This window comes from Nocardioides korecus, from assembly GCF_054778395.1.
This window is the reverse complement of the sequence record NZ_BAAGZO010000003.1, coordinates 89433-107877: the sequence shown is the minus strand read 5'-3', so window position 1 is coordinate 107877 and position 18445 is coordinate 89433. Positions and strand designations below refer to the sequence as shown.

Sequence of the window (18445 nt, the reverse complement as noted above, 5' to 3'; positions counted from 1 at the left end):
TGCCCCGGCACGCGTGCCGGGGGTCGAACGGGGGTCGAGCAGGGGGTCGAACGGGGGTGGAACGGGGGTCGTGCGGGTGCTGCGGGGAAGGCGGTCAGCCTACGTCAGCCCGGGGACAGGTCCCGACCCACCGGCGCGTCGGATCGGGTGCTGCGGGCGACGTACGCCCCTGCCAGGAGACCGCCCACGACCAGTGCCCCGACGGCGAGGACCACCCCGCCCCAGGCGTACGTCGACCACGCCTGCCCCACGGCGAGGCCGAACACGCTGGACCCGGCGTAGTAGGCCGCGACGTACAGCGCGCTCCCCCGGGTCGCGTGCGGCGCGGCCACCACTGGCGCCCACCCGGACGCCGTGGCGTGGGCGGCGAAGAACCCGGCCGTGAGCACGACCAGGCCCACGACGACCACCCAGAGCCGGTCCGGGAGCGTGAGCGCCAGACCGGCGCCCATCACCAGCGTGGCGCCCAGCAGCACCGGGGGCCGACCGACCTGGTCCGCGAGCCGTCCGGCCACGGCCGAGGCCACCGTGCCGGCCAGGTAGGCCAGGAACACCAGCCCGAGCACCGCCGGCGGCAGGTCGAAGGGGGCGGCCGAGAGCCGGTAGCCCAGGTAGTTGTAGACCGCCACGAAGCCGCCCATCAGCGTGAACGGCACCAGGACCACGGCCACCAGCGCGGGACGTCGCAGCAGCCGCGGCGCCGGCTCGCCGTCGGCGCTCGGGCCGGCGCCCCGGCCCAGCGCGGGGTCGGCCCGGGCCGGGGGGATCATCTTCCAGAAGGCGGCCGTGGCCACGGCCGCGGCCAGCGCCAGCGCGGCCACGCCCCAGCGCCACGAGGTGCCGTCGGAGACCCCGGCGGTGACCAGCCGCCCGCCGACGCCGCCCAGGGAGTTCCCGGCGACGTAGAGGCCCATCGCCGACCCGAGCCCGCGCGGGTCGACCTCGGCGCCCACGTGGCCCATCGCCACCCCCACGACCGCGGCCAGCGACACCCCGGAGAGCGCGCGCAGCACCACCAGGGTGGTCAGGTCGGGCGCCAGGGCCACCGCGGCGGTCAGCAGCACCGAGGCGACCAGGCCGACCCGCATCACCCGCACCCGGCCGACCCGCACCGCCACCGCGGCGACCGGGAGCACCGTCAGGGCCAGGGCCCCGGTGCTGGCCGAGACGGCCAGGCTGGCGGCGCTCGGCCCCGCGCCCAGGTCGGCCCCGATCTGGGGCAGCACCGGCTGCGCGGCGTACAGCAGACCGAAGGCGGCCAGCCCGGCCAGGCCGACGGCGGTGTTCAGCCGCCGGAAGCCGGGCGTCCCGGGGGCGTGGAGCTCCGGGCCGGTCACGGGGCGGAGGTCTGGCGGCGCTCCCAGGCGGCGAGGCTCTCCTCGATGACGGCGTGCATCAGGCGACGCACCTGCGCCGGGTCGAGGTCGGGCACCTGCCGGGCCATCCGCTCCACGATCTGCGCCTCGCGCTCGGGGTCGCGACCCTCGTGGCCCCCGGGGTCACCGGCGGCCAGCTTCTGGTCCTGGACGGCGGCGGTCAGCGCCGTGCGGCGCGCCAGCAGCACGGCCAGCTCGTCGTCGACGGCGTCGATGCGCCGGCGGAGGTACGCCGTGGGGTCGGCGCCCAGCCAGGCCATCTGGAGGTCGGGCTCGCCGTCGGCGTACCCCCGTCCGTCGGTGCGCTCCAGCTCGACCAGGCCCTGACGGCGGTAGAAGGCGCGGGCGCGGTCGTTGGACAGGTGGACGCGCAGCCCGAACCCCTCGGGACGCAGCGCGCGCACCAGGTCGAGGAACGCCGCCCCCACCCCGCGAGCAGCCCGCCCGGGGTGCACGAAGACGAGGTTGATCCACTCCCCCTCGAGCAGCAGGAACCCCAGCAGGGTGCCGTCGCGCTCGGCCACCCACAGCTCGCGTCCGGGGAGGTCGAGCAGGCCGAGCACCCAGGCACGCACCTGCTCCGGCGAACGCCGCTCGGGGATCTGGCCCGGTCCGCCGCTCGCGGCGACGAACACCTCGTGGACGCCCTCGAGGTCCTCGGGCTCGCCGGGACGCAGGTCGAAGGTCTCGGCCTCAGGCGGCACCGCGGACGACCTCGAGCGCCTCGGCCAGGTCGTCGGGGTACGACGACTCGTAGCTGACCTGCTCGCCGGTGCCCGGGTGCTCGAAGCCGAGCCGGACCGCGTGCAGCCACTGCCGCTCCAGGCCGAGCCGCTTGGCCAGGGTCGGGTCGGCGCCGTAGGTCAGGTCGCCCACGCACGGGTGCTTCAGCGCGGCCATGTGCACCCGGATCTGGTGGGTGCGGCCGGTCTCGAGGTGCACCTGGAGCAGGCTCGCGAAGCGGTGGGCCTCGAGGGTCTCGTAGTGGGTGACGCTGTGCTTGCCGTCGTCACGGACCGCGAACTTCCAGTCCGAGCTGGTGTGCCGCCCGATGGGGGCGTCGATGGTGCCCTCCAGCGGATCCGGGTGACCCTGGACCAGCGCGTGGTAGGTCTTGTCGACCGTGCGCTCCCGGAAGGCGTTCTTGAGCAGGGAGTAGGCGCGCTCGCTCTTGGCGATCACCATCACCCCGGAGGTGCCGACGTCGAGGCGCTGCACGATCCCCTGGCGCTCGGAGGCGCCGCTGGTGGAGATCCGGAAGCCGGCGCCGCGCAGGTGGCCCACGACCGTGGGACCGGTCCAGCCCATCGAGGGGTGGACGGCCACGCCGACGGGCTTGTCGATGACCACGATGTCGTCGTCGTCGTGGATGATCCCGATGCCCTCCACGACCTCGGCGACGACCTCGAGCGGGTCGGTCTCGTGGGGGAAGAACACCTCGAGCTGCGCGCCGGGCAGGAGCCGGTCGGACTTGACCGCACGGGCCCCGTCGACCTGGACGTGGCCGGCCGCGATCAGCTCGGCGCCGTGGCTGCGGGAGACCCCGAAGAGCCGCGCCAGCCCGACGTCGACGCGCTCGCCGCCCAGCCCCTCGGGGACGGGCAGGGTGCGGGACTCGCCGTCGGCGCTCACGAGCGGCCCTCGTGACGGGTGCCGTCGAGGCGCACGCCGCGCAGGAGCAGCACCACGAGCAGGACCGCCGCCAGGTCGATGCACACGTCGGCGACGTTGAAGATCGGCCAGTGGGGCAGGGCCAGGAAGTCCACGACGTGACCGCGCAGCGGACCCGGCGGCCGGAACAGCCGGTCGGCGAGGTTGCCGACGACCCCGGCGAGCAGGAGCCCGAGGGCCACCGCCCAGCCGCGGTGCCGCACCCGGCGCACGTAGGTCAGGACCACGACGGCCGCGACGACCGCGACCACCGAGATCACCGGGGTCATCGAGGCGCCGGCGCTGAAGGCCGCGCCGGGGTTGCGGATCAGCCTCAGCTGCAGCACCTCGCCCAGGACCCGCACCGGCGCGCGGCCGGTGAGCTCCTGCACGGCGAGCTGCTTGGTGCCGAGGTCGACCAGGAGGCCGAGGAGGCCCACACCGAGGGCGAGCGCGGGAGCGCGCCGGGACCCGCCGTGCCGGTCGCTGGGCAGGTCCGCGGGGTGGTCGTCGCGCGAGGTGCTGTCGGGCGACCGGTCGGTGCTCAGCGACGCTCCTCCCGCTGCTTGCACTTCAGGCACAGGGTCGCCCGGGGGAACGCCATCAGGCGGTTCTTGCCGATGGCCTGGCCGCAGACCTCGCAGGCGCCGTACGAGCCGTCGGCGATGCGCTCGAGCGCGTGCTGCGACTGCTCGAGCATGTCGCGCGCGTTGTGCACGATGACCATCTCCTGGTCGCGCTCGAACGACGCGGACCCGACGTCGGCCTGGTCGTGACCGGCGCCCTCGCCGGAGTTCTCGATCATGCCCGCGAGGTCGCCCTCGACCTCGGCGAGCTCGCCGGCAAGACGCTCGACGTCGTCGACGAGCTGGACCCGCACGGACTTCAGCTCGGCCTTGGTCCAGGGGTCCTCGCGGTCGAGGACGAGCAGGCCGGCGGCGGGCGCGACCTTCGTGGGCACGTCAGGGGTGGCCGGTGTGGCCGGAGTGGTCTGGGTCGTCATGTTCTCCACCGATGCCTTCTTCGCGGGGGTCGTGATGGCGGCGGACGGCGTGCTGGCCGCCGCTCCGCTCGCCGTGGTCGTGGCCGCTCGGTTCTCGACGGCTGGGGTGGCGGGGCTGACCGCCTGCTTCGTGGTCGCTGCTGCCATGGCGGAGAGATCCCTGTCAGTCAGGCGGTGCGCCCCGAGCGCACACGTGCTGGGCGTGAGGATATGTGGCCGCTCCAACCCCTACAAGCGCGACGACCCGGCGCAGGGGCGGGCCGGCTCCCCCGGGCGTGCGTAGACTGCTCCCACCGCACGGCGTGGACGGGGAACCGAGCCGCTGCACGGCCAGGAGCGAGTCGGGGACGGTGCGAGCCCGGTGGCACGGCAGTGGGGAGCATCACCCCCGAGCCGCCGGAAGAAACGTGTCCCTCCCGGGGGCCACGGACTAGACCCGGCAGCGGTGCCCAAGGAGCGGGTCGGCACGCACCACGCCGGCCAAGGAGGGTGGTACCGCGGGGCCCGGCGCACGCCGACCTCGTCCCTTCGTCACTGCACGCCGACGAAGGACACCCCCGTGAGCACCTACCAGCCCGTCCCGCCTCAGGTCGACCTGCCGGCCCTCGAGCGCGACGTCCTCGCCTTCTGGCAGCGCGAGGACATCTTCAGCCGGTCCGTGGCCAAGAACGCCGACCGCGCGGAGCCGGGTCCCTGGACCTTCTACGAGGGCCCGCCGACCGCCAACGGCCGCCCCGGCACCCACCACATCGAGAGCCGCACCTTCAAGGACGTCTTCCCGCGCTTCCGCACGATGCGCGGCCACCAGGTCAACCGCAAGGGCGGCTGGGACTGCCACGGCCTCCCGGTCGAGCTGGCCGTGGAGAAGGAGCTCGGGTTCTCCGGCAAGTCCGACATCGAGGCCTTCGGGATCGCGGCGTTCAACGAGCGCTGCCGCGAGTCGGTGCAGCGCCACGTGGACCTGTGGGAGCAGATGACCGACCGGATGGGCTGCTGGCTCGACATGCGCGAGCCCTACCGCACGATGGACCCCGAGTACGTCGAGTCGGTGTGGTGGGCGCTGAAGGAGATCCACTCCCAGGGCCTGCTCGTGCAGGACTACCGGGTCGCGCCGTACTGCCCCCGCGACGGGACGGGCCTCTCGGACCACGAGGTCGCGCAGGGCTACGAGACCGTGACCGACCCCAGCGTCTACGTGCGCTTCCCGCTCACCTCCGGCCCCCTGGCCGGCCGGGCCGCGCTGCTGGTCTGGACGACGACGCCGTGGACCCTGGTCTCCAACACGGCGGTCGCGGTGCGTCCCGACGTGACCTACGTCGTGGCCAGCAACGGCGAGGAGTCCCTCGTCGTCGCCGAGCCGCTCCTCGCGGCCGCGCTGGGCGAGGGCTGGACCCCGGGCGAGACCTTCACCGGGGCCGAGATGGAGCGCTGGACCTACCAGCGTCCCTTCGACCTGGTCGAGTTCCCGCCCGTCGAACCCGGCGCCACCGCCCCGCACCTGGTGGTGCTGGCCGACTACGTCACCACCGAGGACGGCACCGGCCTGGTGCACCAGTCGCCGGCCTTCGGCGAGGACGACATGGCCGTGTGCCGCGGCTACGGCCTGCCCGTGGTGGTGCCCGTCCAGGGCGACGGGCACTTCAAGGACGACATCGCGCTGGTGGGCGGTCAGTTCTTCAAGCACGCCGACGCCGACCTGGTCCGCGACCTGGAGACCCGCGGGCTGCTGTTCCGCCACGTCGCCTACGAGCACAGCTACCCGCACTGCTGGCGCTGCCACACCGCGCTGATGTACTACGCCCAGCCGTCCTGGTACGTCCGGACCACCGCGATCAAGGACCAGCTGCTGGCCCAGAACGAGGCCACCACCTGGTTCCCAGAGACGGTCAAGCACGGTCGCTACGGCGACTGGCTCAACGGCAACGTCGACTGGGCGCTCTCGCGCAGCCGCTACTGGGGCACGCCGCTGCCGATCTGGCGCTGCCACGACGACCACCAGGTCTGCGTCGGCTCGCGGGCCGAGCTCTCCGAGCTCACCGGCACCGACCAGTCGGCCCTGGACCCCCACCGTCCCTTCGTCGACGACATCACCTTCGCCTGCCCCACCTGCGGCGAGGTCGCCCGGCGGGTGCCCGAGGTCATCGACGCGTGGTTCGACTCCGGGTCGATGCCCTTCGCCCAGTGGGGCTACCCCCACGTCGCGGGCTCGGCCGAGCGGTTCGACCAGGCCTACCCGGCCGACTTCATCTCCGAGGCGATCGACCAGACCCGCGGCTGGTTCTACACGCTGATGGCCGTCGGCACGCTGGTGTTCGGCGAGTCGGCGTACCGCAACGTCGTCTGCCTGGGCCACATCCTGGCCGAGGACGGCCGCAAGATGTCCAAGCACCTGGGCAACATCGTGGAGCCGATCCCGCTGATGGACGAGCACGGCGCCGACGCCGTGCGCTGGTTCATGGCGGCCGGCGGGTCCCCCTGGGCCGCGCGCCGCGTCGGGCACACCACGATCCAGGAGACCGTCCGCAAGGTCCTGCTGACCTACTGGAACACCGTCGCGTTCCAGGCGCTCTACGCCAACCTCTCGGACTGGGAGCCCGGCCACGACGCGCCCGCGGCCGCCGACCGGCCCGTGCTCGACCGCTGGGCGCTGTCGGAGGCGCACCGCCTGGTCACCGACGTCACCGCCGCCTACGAGGGCTTCGACACCCAGCGCGTGGGCACCCTGCTCGCGGGCTACGTCGACGACCTCTCCAACTGGTACGTGCGCCGCTCCCGGCGGCGTTTCTGGGCCGGCGAGCCCGCCGCGCTGGCGACGCTGCACGAGTGCCTGGAGATCGTCACGCTGCTGATGGCGCCGATGACGCCGTTCGTGACCGAGCGGGTGTGGGGCGACCTGTTCGTCGCGACCTCGCCGCAGGCGCCCCGGTCGGTGCACCTGGCGGACTGGCCCGAGGCCGACGCCGGCCTGGTCGACCCCGAGCTCGGTGCGCAGATGTCGCTGACGCGGCGGCTGGTCGAGCTGGGCCGGGCGGCCCGTGCCGAGGCCAAGGTCCGCACCCGGCAGCCGCTGGGTCGCGCCCTGGTGGCGACCTCGGCGCACGACCGGCTCAGCGAGGAGCTGCGCCGCGAGATCGCCGAGGAGCTCAACATCGGCCGCATCGAGCCGCTCTCGGCGGCCGGGGCCGACCTGGTGGAGCACTCCGCCAAGGGCAACTTCCGGGCCCTGGGCAAGCGGCACGGCAAGGACACCCCGCGGGTCGCGGCCGCGATCGCCGCGGCCGACGCCACCGCGCTCGCGGCCGACCTGGCCGAGCACGGCCGGGCCACCGTCGAGCTCGACGGTGCGCCGGTCGAGGTGCTGCCCGAGGAGGTCATCGTCTCCGAGCGTCCCCGCGAGGGCTGGTCGGTGGTCAACGAGCAGGGCGAGACCGTGGCCCTGGACCTCGAGGTGACCCCCGCGCTGCGCCGGGCCGGGCTCGCCCGCGAGGTGGTGCGGATGGTGCAGGAGGCGCGCAAGACCAGCGGCTTCGAGGTCTCCGACCGGATCGTGCTGCGCTGGGCCACCGACGACTCCGCTGCCGGCGCCGAGCTCGCCGAGGCGCTGGAGGAGCACGTCGACCTGGTCGCCCGCGAGGTGCTGGCCACCACCGTCGAGCGGGTCTCCGTCGACGGCCCCGGGGCGGCCGGGGCGGACGGGGCGACCCACCGCGACGAGGACCTGGGGCTGGCCTTCTCCGTCGAGCGCGTCACCGGCTGAGCCGGGCACGCCGGCGCTCGGCCCGGCGTACGCCACGAGGGGGCCGCGCCGGTCGGCGCGGCCCCCTGGTGGGCGGCGGCGTGCTGGGCTCCGGCCGGGTCAGGACCGGGGCTGCTCCTCGCCCGGCGTGGCCGCGCCCTCCTGCTCGGCGGGGGCGTTGGTCGGGGAGGCGGCGGGGGCCGCGTCGCCCTGGCGGGCCTGGCCCTGGACGTGCTCGCTGGCCGCGCCCAGGATCGACTTGAGCCGCTTGGGGGCCGGGCCGTCACCGCCGTCGACCGAGCCGCCCTCGAGCTCGCCACCCTCGGAGTCGAGGGCCTCGAGCTGCTGGGTGAAGTAGCTGCGCAGACGGCTGCGGTACTCGCGCTCGAAGGCCCGCAGGGTGTCGACCTCGGCGTCGAGCCGGCTCTTCTCGCGCTCGACGTCCTCCAGGGCCGCACGACGGCGCCCCTCGGTCTCCTCGTCGAGCCGCTGGGAGCGACCGCGCGCCTCCTCGGCCACGCGGTCGGCCTCGGTGCGGGTGTCGGCCTTGAGCTTCTCGGTCTCCTCCTGGGCCCGGGCGCGCAGCGACTCCGCGTCGGTGCGGGCCGAGCCCACGATGGTGGCGGCCTGCTCCTCGGCCTCGGCCACGACCTGGTCGGCGTTGCGGGTGGCCAGCTCGAGCAGGCGGGTCGCGGCGGCGCCGGCCTCGGCGGCCGTGGTGACCTTGATCTGCTCGCTGGGGCGGGGACGGGTCGTGCCGGACGCGGCGGGCGTCGCCGGCTGGTCCTCCCCCGAGTCCTTCGCCGTCGCCGTGGCGGCGGCCGGGGTCGTCGTCGTGGGGGCCTTCGGGGTCGCCGACCCCGTGTCGCCGTCGTCACCTGTCGAGGCGCCGGCGCCCTTGCGCAGGCTCTCGTTCTCGGCCAGCAGTCGGGCCAGCTCGGCCTCGACCTCGTCGAGGAACGCGTCGACCTCGGCCATGTTGTAGCCCTCGCGCAGCTTCACGGGGGTGAACCGCTTGCTGCTCACGTCCTCGGGGGTCAACGCCATGTCTGTCACCTAGCTCTCGGGTCGCGGTGGGGCCCCGGGCCGCGCCGCCGGGTCGGGCCCGGCCGGGCGCGCACCGCGTCGGGGCCGCGGGCGCCTGCCACCCTAGCGTCGGAACGCCCCCGGCCGGCACCGCGGTCCGCGGCCACGACCGATGCGGGCGGTAGCGTCCGATCTCGTGATCGTCTGGCTGAACGGCACCCACGGCGCGGGCAAGACGACCACCAGCGCCCTGGTCCAACCGCTGCTCCCGGACGCCCGGGTCCTCGACGCCGAGAAGGTCGGCGAGACGCTGATGGACATCACCCCCGGGCTGCCGGAGACCGACGACTTCCAGCACTGGCCGCCGTGGCGGCCGCTCGTGGTCGAGACGGCCCGACGGGTCCTGGACTACACGGGCGGCACGCTGGTGGTCCCCATGACGGTCCTGGTGCAGGAGTACTGGCAGGAGATCAGCTCGGGGCTCGCGGGGCACGGGATCCCGGTGCGGCACGTCGTGCTGCACGCGGAGCAGGACGTGCTCCGCGATCGCATCCTCCACGACACGGTGATGGGGCCGTCGGCCTTCCGGCTCTCCCGCCTGGCGCCGTACGCCGAGGCGGCCCGCACCTGGCTGCACGAGGCCGCCGAGGTCGTCGACACCACGGGCAGGAGCCCCGCCGAGGTCGCTCGCCTCGTCGCGGAGGTCGTGACGGGCTGAGGACGACGTGGTCCGGGGCCCGCCCGGCGACCGGGTCAGCCGCGGAGCAGCAGGGCGGCGTTCAGGGCCCGGAGGACGTAGCAGATCAGGAGCAGGGCGATGAAGCTCAGGTCGACGGCCATGCCGCCCAGCCGCAGCGGCGGGAGCACGCGGCGCAGCGCCCGGACCGGCGGGTCGGTGGCGGAGTAGACGCCCTCGAGCACCACCAGGACAGGGCCGTGGGGGGTCCAGGAACGGGCGAAGTACTGGATCCAGTCGACGATCAGCCGCACGAAGAGCAGGGCGATGAAGACGCTGAGGACCAGCTCGATGACCTGGCCGACGATGTTCACGGGGCAGAGCCTAGGAGACCGCTCCTGAGCACCGCGATCAGCTCTGGTTGAAGAAGCCGTTCTCGGCCATCCGACGCTTGTCCTCGGCGGCGACCTCGACGTCGGGCGGGGACAGCAGGAAGACCTTGTTGGTGACCCGCTCGATGGAGCCGCGCACGGAGAAGACCAGGCCGGCGGCGAAGTCGACCAGGCGCTTGGCGTCGGTGTCGTCCATCTCGGAGAGGTTCATGATCACCGGGACGCCGTCGCGGAAGTTCTCGCCCACGACGCGGGCCTCGTTGTAGGTCCGCGGGTGCAGCGTGGTGATGCGCGAGAGCGGGGCCACGGTCGTCTCCGGACGGGGGGCGGGGGCCGGGCGGCGACGCTCGGCCAGGTGGGCCACGGTGGCGGGGTCGGACTCCTGGCGCGGGACCCGGGTCTCGGCACGGGGCTCGCGGCGCTGCTCCGGCTCGTCGTGGCCCTGCTCGGGATCGGCGTAGGCGCCGTCGGCGTAGTGACCGTCGGCGTCCTCGAGCAGGCCGAGGTAGACGCCCATCTTCCGCATCGCGCTCATGTCGTGGGTTTCCTCTGCTCTCGTGGCGCTCAAGGTGCACGCCGAGGTGTCTCGACGGCAGTGGGGACTTTACTTGACCGCGGGCCTCTGTCCGAGGACCGCGGAGCCGATCCGCAGGTGTGTCGCGCCGCTGGCGACCGCCTGCTCCAGGTCGCCGCTCATGCCGGCGGAGATCCAGGTCGCACCGGCGTGCGACTCCCGCACCTGCGCGGCCACCGACGCCAGCTGCGCGAAGGCGGCGGCAGGGTCGCCATCGCGCGGGGCGACCCCCATCACCCCGCGCAGGACGAGACCCTCGGCGCCCAGCACGCGCTCCACCAGGGCGGGCACCTGCTCGGGGTCGGCGCCGGCGCGACCGTCGGCCCCGGGCGGGTCGAGGCTGACCTGCACCAGGACGTCGAGGTCGCGGCCGCGCTCGACGGCACCCCGGGACAGCCCGGAGACCAGCTTGGCCCGGTCCAGGGAGTGCACCACGTCGACGTACGACGCGACGGCGGTGGCCTTGTTGCTCTGCAGGCCCCCGATGTAGTGCCACGTCAGCCCCAGGTCGGCGCACTCCTCGGCCTTCTCGACCGCCTCCTGGTGGCGGTTCTCCCCCACGTCGTGGACGCCGAGGGAGGCCAGCAGGCGCACGTCGGAGGCGGGGAAGAACTTCGTGACCGCGACCAGCGTGACCTCGCCCGGGTCCCGCCCGGCCTGCTCGCAGGCGGCGGCGATCCTCGCGCGCACCCGGGCCAGGCCCTGCTCCAGCGCGACGGCGCGATCGGGGGTGCGGTCGGGGGGTTTCATGCGCGCCTCCGCACGAGCCCGGCCAGACGGCCGGCGCGGGCCCCGTCGCGGCGGTAGGAGAACAGGTCCGGGGACTCCAGGGTGCAGCGCGACACGTCGTGCACCGGCACCCCGGCCCGGCGCAGCTGGGCGGCGACGGCGGCGCCGAGGTCCAGGGCAGTGGTGCCCCACGACGTGGTCGAGGCGGCCGACGGCTCGCGCTCGGCGACCTGCTCCCGCATCCGGGGTGGGACCTCGTAGCAGGCGCCGCAGACGTGCGGCCCCACCCAGGCCTCCACCTCACCGGCCCCGAGCTCACGCATCCGCTCGACCGCGGCGGTGACCGCGTCGAGCTCGACCCCCCGGCGGCCGGCGTGCACGGCGCCCACCACGCCACCGGGACCGCGATCCGGACCGGGCTCGTCGGAGCCGGTCTCGTCGGGCCCGGCACCGACCAGCAGGACCGGGACGCAGTCGGCGACCCGGACCACCAGCGCGACGTCCGGGAGGGTGGTCACGAGGGCGTCGCACCGCTCGAGGCCGGCCGCGGCCCGCGCGGGGTCGGTCACGGTGACGACGCGGTCACCGTGGACCTGCTCCATCCCGACCACGGTCGCCCCGGGCGCGAAGTCGGCCACCACCAGCTCGAGGTTGCGTCGTCGTACGCCGGTGGCACCCGCGAGGTGGGACCTCCCCGACGCCCCGGCGTGGTCCGGGTCCACGGCGAGGTCCAGGCCCGGAACCGGGCCCGGACCCGACTCCGGGGAGGGCTCCGTGGCGGGCACGCCACCGACCCCGCCGTGCCTGTCGGTGAACGCCAGGTCGACGGGGCCGGTGGTGCTGCGGTGGGAGTACACCGGTGAGCGACCGCCCTACTTCAAGAAGTCCGGGACGTCGAGGTCGTCGTCGCCGAACCCGTTCTGACGCGGCGCGGGCCGCGGGGCCGAGGTCGGGGCGGAGCCGCCCTGCGGCGCCGAGCCGGAGGTCTGCTGACCGCCGAACCCGCGCTGGGGGGCACCGGTCGAGCCGACGGTCACCGGCTCCCGACGCGGGGTGGACTCGGGCGCCCGACGCTGCTCGGCCAGGGCCCGGGCGGCGGCCCGGGTCTCCTCCTGGCTCTGCGGCTGCGCCTGGGGCGTACGCCGACCCAGCGGGGCCTCCTCGCGACGCTTGGGACGACCACCCTCGAAGCCGGCGGCGATGACGGTCACGCGGACCTCGTCACCCAGCGCGTCGTCGATCGTCGCGCCGAAGATGATGTTGGCGTCGGCGTGGACGGCGTCGGCGACCATCGCGGCCGCCTCGTTGATCTCGAACAGTCCGAGGTCGGAGCCGCCCGCGATCGAGAGCAGCACGCCCTGGGCGCCGTCGATGGACTCCTCCAGCAGCGGGCTGGAGACGGCGAGCTCGGCGGCCTCGACGGCGCGGTTCTCACCGCGGGCCGAGCCGATGCCCATCAGGGCCGAGCCGGCGTTGCTCATCACGGACTTCACGTCGGCGAAGTCGAGGTTGATCAGGCCGGGGGTGGTGATCAGGTCGGTGATGCCCGAGACACCCTGGAGCAGCACCTGGTCGGCCTGCTTGAAGGCGTCGAGCATGCTCACGTTGCGGTCGCTGATCATCAGCAGCTTGTCGTTGGGGATGACGATGAGGGTGTCGACCTCCTCGCGCAGGGTGGCGATCCCCTCCTCGGCCGAACCGGCGCGACGGCGACCCTCGAAGGCGAACGGGCGGGTGACCACACCGATCGTCAGGGCGCCGAGCGAGCGGGCGATCTTGGCCACGACCGGCGCGCCGCCGGTGCCGGTGCCGCCACCCTCGCCGGCGGTCACGAAGACCATGTCGGCGCCCTTGAGCACCTCCTCGATCTCCTCGGAGTGGTCCTCCGCTGCCTGCGCGCCCACGTTGGGGTTGGCGCCGGCGCCGAGGCCCCGGGTCAGCTCACGACCGATGTCGAGCTTGACGTCGGCGTCGCTCATCAGGAGTGCCTGCGCGTCGGTGTTGATGGCGATGAACTCGACGCCCTTCAACCCGACCTCGATCATCCGGTTGACGGCGTTGACTCCACCTCCACCGATACCCACGACCTTGATCACGGCCAGGTAGTTCTGGGGTGCTGCCACGGTGGGTGCCTCTCACTCTGTGCGGGCCGTCCCGCCCTGCTGCGGGACGGCTCCTGGGTGGATCCGCGAGGCGGATCCGGGGTTCGTGCGGGGGTCTGGCTGGACTGCTGCGGGGAAGGCCACCGGCCGGGAACCCTAACCCTGCAGTAGAGGGTTAATGTTATGTCAACCTGTGGTGGTGAGACGAAGTTAGGCGCACGGCCCCGGCACTCCAGCACCGACACGCGGCGCGCCGGAAAACTTTTGCCAGGAGATCGCCGGGCCCGGCGTGTCCCACCGCGTGTCGGCCCCGACGGCGGCCGACCGGCAGCAGGGCGCGCGCCGGTGCGCCGGGTCAGTGCGTCCGGGTCAGCGCGCCCGGGTCAGCGGGTGGTCGGGCGGCTGGGCACCGAGACGTCGATCTGGCGCACCGAGGCCGCGACCGACGGGAGCATCGCCTCGACGACCTGCGCCTTGAGCGCGGACTGCTCCGCGCTCCCCCACACGATCTTGCGACCACTTCTGAGCACCAGCGTGACCTGGTCGACGCTGGCGACGTCGGTGGTCTGCACGCGCCGGGCGATCGCCGGCGCGAGCGAGGCCACGACGCGGGCCCCCTCGGCCAACGCCTCGGACGCCGTGCCCGCCGGGGTGGTGATCAGCGGCAGACCGGCGGGACGCGACTGGTAGGAGCCGAAGAGCACGCCCTGCTCGTCGACGGCGCGCAGGCCCTGGCCCTGGTCGACCACCGCGACCGGGACCCGTGCGGTCACCACGATCCGCACGGTGTGGGGCCAGGAGCGGGAGACCTCGGCCCGACGCACGGCCGGGATGGTCTCGACGCGGGCGCGCACGGCCGACAGGTCGACCCGGGCCAGCGGCGTGCCCAGCGGCACCCGGGCGACCCGCTCGACCCGGGCCGCGGGCACCGAGCCGGACCCGCCGACCGAGGTCCGCTCCGCGGTGAGGTACGGCGAGGCGAGGACCAGCCAGCCGGTCCCCGCCACGAGGGCGGCGACCAGCACCAGCGCGAGGACGATGCGCCAGCGACGACGACGCCCGGCGTGGCGCCGCTTGGCGAACTCCGACCGCGCGATCCGCACGGTCGGCTCGTCAGGCCCCGCGGAGGTCGGCACCCGCGCACCGTCCCGGCCGTGGGAGGACCGCGAGGAGCGCGCGCGGCGGTCAAGCATCGACATCGGGTGCGCCTCCCCGGTCCCCACCGCGTGCTCCGGCGCCACGCTCGGCGAGCAGCTCGAGGACCTGCGGGCCGAGGAGGGTGACGTCCCCGGCCCCCAGCGTCAGGACGACGTCGCCGGGACGCGCCCGGTCGACCAGGTGACCGGCCACCGAGGACCAGGACGGCTCGAAGAGCACGTGCTCGGGGTCCAGCGGGACCGCCGAGGAGACCAGGAGGCCGTCGACGCCGGGCTCGGGCTCCTCGCGGGCGACGTAGACGTCCATCACCACGACCTCGTCGGCGGCCCCCAGCGCCACCCCCATGTCGTGACCGAAGATCCGGGTGCGCGACACCATGTGCGGCTGGAAGGCCACCACGACCCGGCCGTCGCCGGCCAGGGACCGGGCGGCCTGGAGGTCGCCGCTGATCTCCTGGGGGTGGTGGGCGTAGCTGTCGTAGACGCGTACGCCGCCGACCTCGCCCTTGAGCTCCATCCGGCGACGGGTGCCGCTGAAGGCGCCGAGCCCACGGGCCAGGTCCTCGAAGGCGAACCCGAGCCGGAGCCCGCAGGCCAGCGCGCACAGCGCGTCGAGCACGTAGTGGCGACCCGGGATGCGCAGCGTCACCTCGCCGAGCTCGCGGCCCCGGTCGACCACGGTGAAGGTGCTGGTCGAGCCGGCGAAGGTCAGTCCGGTGGCGCGGACGTCGACCCCCTCCTGCGTGCCGACGGTGACCACGCCGCGCCCGCGCTCCCGCGCGGTGACGGCCAGCGCCGCGGCCCCGGGGTCGTCGGCGCACAGCACCAGGAAGCCGTCGGGGTCGACCCGGTCGACGAACTGGTCGAAGGCGGCCCGGTAGGCCTCCTCGGTGCCGTAGTTGTCGAGGTGGTCGGCCTCGACGTTGGTGACCAGGGCGGCGTGCGGGGAGTAGACCAGGAAGGCGCCGTCGCTCTCGTCGGCCTCGGCGACGAAGATCTCGCCGCTGCCGTCGTGGGCGTTGGAGCCGGTCTCGTTGAGCTCCCCGCCGATCGCGAAGGACGGGTCGGCCCCGGCGTGCTGGAGGGCCACGGTGAGCAGCGAGGTGGTGGTGGTCTTGCCGTGCGTGCCGGCCACGGCCACGACCGTGCGGCCCTGCATCACCGACTCCAGCGCCGCCGAGCGCGGCAGCACCCGCAGACCCCGGCGTGCGGCCTCGACCACCTCGGGGTTGGTCTCGCGCACCGCGGTCGAGACCACGAGGGTGTCGGCGTCGGCGACGTGCGCCGCGTCGTGCCCGACGTGGCAGGTCGCACCCAGGGCGCGCAGGGCCTCCAGGGTGGTGGACTCCTTGGCGTCGCTGCCGCTCACCCGCAGGCCGCGGGCGAGCATGATCCGCGCGATGCCGGAGAGGCCGGCACCGCCGATGCCGACGAAGTGGACGGCACCGAGGCGGTCGGCCGGCAGCAGCTCGTCGGGAACGGGGACCTTCACGCCGCACCTCCGGCTGCTGCGTGGGACGGACGGCCGGCGGCGGCGAGGACGACCTGGGCCAGGCGTTCGTCGGCGTCGAGCGGGATCACCCCGGTGGCGGCCGCGGACATCGCGGCGAGGCGGGCGGGATCGGTCAGCAGGGCGGGCAGGTTCGCCGCGACCCACTCGGGGGTCAGCGCGGCGTCGGAGACCAGCAGCCCGCCGCCGGCGTCGACGACCGGGCGCGCGTTGAGCGCCTGCTCGCCGTTGCCGATCGGCAGCGGCACGTAGACGGCCGGCAGGCCCACCCCGGACACCTCGGTGACGGTGTTGCTTCCCGCCCGGCACAGGACCGCGTCGGCAGCGGCGTAGGCGAGGTCCATCCGGGACACGAACGGCACCACGACGTACGCCGGCCCGCCCGGGACGGTCTCGGGGGTGGCCTCGCCCGCGGGCCCGACCACGTGCAGGACCTGCACGCCGGCGGCGGCCAGCGCCGGCGCGGCGGCGGCCACGGACCGGTTGAGTCGCCGAGCCCCCTGCGAGCCGCCGGTGACCAGCAGCGTGGGGGCGTCGGCGTCGAGCCCGAACTCGGCGCGGGCCTGCGCGCGCAGCGCGGCGCGGTCCAGGGTGCTGATCATCCGGCGCACCGGCAGACCGGTGCAGGTCGCGTGGCGCAGCTCGGTGCCGGGGAAGCTGGTCGCCACGTGGCGGGTGAGCCGGGCGCCGAGCTTGTTGGCGACCCCGGGAAGGGCGTTGCCCTCGTGGACCACGATCGGCAGGCCGCGCCGCCGGGCGGCGAGGTAGGCCGGCACCGAGACGTAGCCGCCGAAGCCGACCACCACGTCGGGCTGCACCCGGTCCAGGACCTCCAGCGTGGCGTTGAGCGCACCGCGCAGCCGACCGGGGACGCGGGCCAGGTCGGCGCCGACCTTGCGGGGCAGCGGGACCGGCGGCACCAGCTCGAGCGGGTAGCCCGCCTCGGGGACCACCCGGGTCTCCAGCCCGCGGGCCGTGCCCAGGGCGGTGATCTCGACGTCGGGCACCAGGCGGCGCAGGGCCTCGGCGGTGGCGAGCAGCGGCGAGGTGTGACCCGCCGAGCCGCCCCCGGCGAGCAGGACCCGCAGCGGGGCCGGCGAGGCCGGCGAGGAGGACGCGCTCATCGGCCGCGGCCGTTCGAGGAGGAGCGCGTGCGCCGACCGGCGGCGGAGACGGTGCCGGGCCGGCCCGCCCGGGCAGCGCGGCCCGCACGGGGGGCGCGGGCACCCCGCCGGTCGGCCAGGGCGGCCTTGGCCTCGGGCTCGTTGCGGGCGAAGCCCACGAGCAGGCCCAGCCCGATCAGCGAGGGCACCAGGGCCGAGCCGCCGTAGGAGACCAGGGGCAGCGGGATGCCGATGACCGGGAGGAGCGCCAGCACCATGCCGATGTTGATGATCATCTGGACCATGAGCCAGATCGTCACCCCCGCGGTGACGTAGCGGACGAACGGGTCCTGGGTGGTCGCGGCCAGCCGGATGGCCGCCCAGGCGATGGCGCCGAACAGGCACAGCACGAGCAGGGTGCCGATCAGCCCGAGCTCCTCGCCCAGGACGGCGAAGATGAAGTCGGTGTGGGCCTCGGGCAGGTTGCCCCACTTCTGCTGGCTGGCCGAGAGGCCCTTGCCGAGCACGCCCCCGCTGGCCATGCCGAGGAGGCCGTGGCCGGCCTGCCAGCCGGCGCCCTTGAAGTCGGCGAAGGGGTCCATGAAGCTGGTCATGCGCAGCATCCGCTCGGCGTTCGAGGCCGCGAGGTAGAACACCAGCACGCCGACGGCGGAGAACGCGATCCCGAACATCCGGGCCGGCAGACCGACCACCCACAGCATCCCGAGCAGGATCGCGAACAGCACCAGCGCGGTCCCGAGGTCGTGCTGGATCACGACCAGGGCGCAGATCAGCACGATGACGGGCGCGACGGGGACCAGGGCGTGCTTGGGGTCGTCGAGCAGCCGCTCCTTGCGGGCGTAGACGTCGGCGGCCCAGATGATGACCGCCAGCTTGGCGATCTCCGAGGGCTGCACCGTCAGCGGCCCGAGCGCCAGCCAGTTGCGGTTGCCGTTGACGGCGAAGCCGAGGCTGGTCTGGGTCAGGATCAGCAGGACCACGGCGATGCCGACCGCGGGCCAGGCGAGCCGCCGCAACCAGCGGCGGTCCATCCGGCTCGCGGCCCAGGCGGCCGGCAGCCCGATGGCGACCCAGGTGAGCTGCTTGAAGAAGATGTAGTAGCTCGATCCGTGCAGCCGGAAGGAGTAGACGCTGGAGGCGCTGAGCACCATCATCAGCCCGATCGCCAGCAGCAGCGTGGAGCCGCCGAGGAGCAGGTAGTAGGACGCCAGAGGGCGCCGGAGCTGGTGGCGCAGGCCCACGAACCAGGTGCGCACCCCGCTCAGGACGCCGGTGGTGGCGCCGACGGACCCGGGGCTCCCGGTCCCGCCCGTCCGGGTGGAGACCCGTGGCTGGTGCTGCGTCTGGCTCGTGACGCTCACGGGTCCTCCTCGTCGCAGGTCCGGTCAGG

17 protein-coding genes are annotated in these 18445 nt (G+C 74.4%); 2 read left to right on the top strand and 15 right to left on the bottom strand.

Annotation, left to right across the window (positions count from 1 at the left end):
• Positions 1–104 precede the first annotated feature (104 nt).
• Genes ACYVDA_RS06690 through ACYVDA_RS06670 form a run of 5 tightly spaced genes read right to left on the bottom strand, consistent with a single transcriptional unit; the run spans position 105 to position 4176 of the window.
• Positions 105–1337, bottom strand: coding sequence for an MFS transporter (locus ACYVDA_RS06690; protein WP_460816337.1), 1233 nt, complete (start codon positions 1335–1337; stop codon positions 105–107).
• Positions 1334–2080, bottom strand: a complete 747-nt coding sequence (locus ACYVDA_RS06685) for a GNAT family N-acetyltransferase (RefSeq protein ID WP_460816336.1) — start codon at positions 2078–2080, stop codon at positions 1334–1336. Before ACYVDA_RS06685 ends, ACYVDA_RS06690 begins: the two co-directional genes overlap by 4 nt.
• Positions 2070–3008: an RluA family pseudouridine synthase gene (locus ACYVDA_RS06680; RefSeq protein WP_460816334.1), complete on the bottom strand. Its 939-nt coding sequence runs from the start codon at positions 3006–3008 to the stop codon at positions 2070–2072. The genes ACYVDA_RS06685 and ACYVDA_RS06680 overlap by 11 nt, the downstream gene beginning before the upstream one ends.
• Positions 3005–3598: a signal peptidase II gene (lspA, locus tag ACYVDA_RS06675; RefSeq protein ID WP_460816331.1), complete on the bottom strand. Its 594-nt coding sequence runs from the start codon at positions 3596–3598 to the stop codon at positions 3005–3007. Before lspA ends, ACYVDA_RS06680 begins: the two co-directional genes overlap by 4 nt.
• The gene (locus tag ACYVDA_RS06670; RefSeq protein ID WP_460816328.1) at positions 3571–4176 is read right to left on the bottom strand and encodes a TraR/DksA family transcriptional regulator; all 606 of its coding nucleotides are present in this window, start codon (positions 4174–4176) and stop codon (positions 3571–3573) included. The genes lspA and ACYVDA_RS06670 overlap by 28 nt, the downstream gene beginning before the upstream one ends.
• Positions 4177–4588: 412 nt before the next feature.
• On the opposite strand from ACYVDA_RS06670, the gene ileS reads away from it, so the two are divergent.
• The gene (ileS, locus tag ACYVDA_RS06665) at positions 4589–7786 is read left to right on the top strand and encodes an isoleucine--tRNA ligase (protein WP_460816326.1); all 3198 of its coding nucleotides are present in this window, start codon (positions 4589–4591) and stop codon (positions 7784–7786) included.
• A gap of 99 nt (positions 7787–7885) precedes the next feature.
• Here ileS and ACYVDA_RS06660 read toward each other — a convergent pair whose 3' ends face one another.
• The gene (locus ACYVDA_RS06660; RefSeq protein WP_460816324.1) at positions 7886–8812 is read right to left on the bottom strand and encodes a DivIVA domain-containing protein; all 927 of its coding nucleotides are present in this window, start codon (positions 8810–8812) and stop codon (positions 7886–7888) included.
• 175 nt (positions 8813–8987) lie between these two features.
• Here ACYVDA_RS06660 and ACYVDA_RS06655 point away from each other — a divergent pair, with 175 nt between their 5' ends.
• A complete protein-coding gene (locus ACYVDA_RS06655) occupies positions 8988–9509 on the top strand; it encodes an AAA family ATPase (protein ID WP_460816322.1) in 522 nt (173 codons plus the stop codon).
• A gap of 35 nt (positions 9510–9544) precedes the next feature.
• On the opposite strand, the gene ACYVDA_RS06650 is transcribed toward ACYVDA_RS06655, so the two are convergent.
• The 9 genes from ACYVDA_RS06650 to ftsW form a co-directional block, all read right to left on the bottom strand.
• Positions 9545–9841 carry a YggT family protein gene (locus tag ACYVDA_RS06650; protein ID WP_460816320.1) on the bottom strand — a complete coding sequence of 99 codons (297 nt, stop codon included), beginning with the start codon at positions 9839–9841 and terminating at the stop codon, positions 9545–9547.
• Positions 9842–9878: 37 nt separating this feature from the next.
• The gene (locus tag ACYVDA_RS06645) at positions 9879–10394 is read right to left on the bottom strand and encodes a cell division protein SepF (protein ID WP_460816318.1); all 516 of its coding nucleotides are present in this window, start codon (positions 10392–10394) and stop codon (positions 9879–9881) included.
• 69 nt (positions 10395–10463) lie between these two features.
• Positions 10464–11183: a YggS family pyridoxal phosphate-dependent enzyme gene (locus tag ACYVDA_RS06640; protein WP_460816316.1), complete on the bottom strand. Its 720-nt coding sequence runs from the start codon at positions 11181–11183 to the stop codon at positions 10464–10466.
• Positions 11180–11947, bottom strand: coding sequence for a polyphenol oxidase family protein (locus ACYVDA_RS06635; protein WP_460816314.1), 768 nt, complete (start codon positions 11945–11947; stop codon positions 11180–11182). Before ACYVDA_RS06635 ends, ACYVDA_RS06640 begins: the two co-directional genes overlap by 4 nt.
• A gap of 87 nt (positions 11948–12034) precedes the next feature.
• Positions 12035–13285: a cell division protein FtsZ gene (gene ftsZ, locus ACYVDA_RS06630; RefSeq protein WP_460816311.1), complete on the bottom strand. Its 1251-nt coding sequence runs from the start codon at positions 13283–13285 to the stop codon at positions 12035–12037.
• 362 nt (positions 13286–13647) lie between these two features.
• Positions 13648–14463: a cell division protein FtsQ/DivIB gene (locus ACYVDA_RS06625; RefSeq protein WP_460816308.1), complete on the bottom strand. Its 816-nt coding sequence runs from the start codon at positions 14461–14463 to the stop codon at positions 13648–13650.
• Positions 14450–15913, bottom strand: a complete 1464-nt coding sequence (gene murC, locus ACYVDA_RS06620) for a UDP-N-acetylmuramate--L-alanine ligase (protein ID WP_460816305.1) — start codon at positions 15911–15913, stop codon at positions 14450–14452. The genes ACYVDA_RS06625 and murC overlap by 14 nt, the downstream gene beginning before the upstream one ends.
• A complete protein-coding gene (gene murG, locus ACYVDA_RS06615; protein WP_460816301.1) occupies positions 15910–17055 on the bottom strand; it encodes an undecaprenyldiphospho-muramoylpentapeptide beta-N-acetylglucosaminyltransferase in 1146 nt (381 codons plus the stop codon). Before murG ends, murC begins: the two co-directional genes overlap by 4 nt.
• Entirely contained in the window at positions 17052–18416 is a 1365-nt protein-coding gene (gene ftsW, locus ACYVDA_RS06610; protein ID WP_460816299.1) for a putative lipid II flippase FtsW, read from the bottom strand. Before ftsW ends, murG begins: the two co-directional genes overlap by 4 nt.
• Positions 18417–18445: the final 29 nt, after the last annotated feature.

What these genes read in the sequence shown, in the direction of transcription:
- ACYVDA_RS06625 (WP_460816308.1), bottom strand. Translation starts at nt 14,463, where the DNA reads ATGTCGATGCTTGACCGCCGCGCGCGCTCCTCGCGGTCCTCCCACGGC.
- ACYVDA_RS06660 (WP_460816324.1), bottom strand. Translation starts at nt 8,812, where the DNA reads ATGGCGTTGACCCCCGAGGACGTGAGCAGCAAGCGGTTCACCCCCGTG.
- murG (WP_460816301.1), bottom strand. Translation starts at nt 17,055, where the DNA reads ATGAGCGCGTCCTCCTCGCCGGCCTCGCCGGCCCCGCTGCGGGTCCTG.
- ACYVDA_RS06670 (WP_460816328.1), bottom strand. Translation starts at nt 4,176, where the DNA reads ATGGCAGCAGCGACCACGAAGCAGGCGGTCAGCCCCGCCACCCCAGCC.
- ACYVDA_RS06645 (WP_460816318.1), bottom strand. Translation starts at nt 10,394, where the DNA reads ATGAGCGCGATGCGGAAGATGGGCGTCTACCTCGGCCTGCTCGAGGAC.
- ACYVDA_RS06640 (WP_460816316.1), bottom strand. Translation starts at nt 11,183, where the DNA reads ATGAAACCCCCCGACCGCACCCCCGATCGCGCCGTCGCGCTGGAGCAG.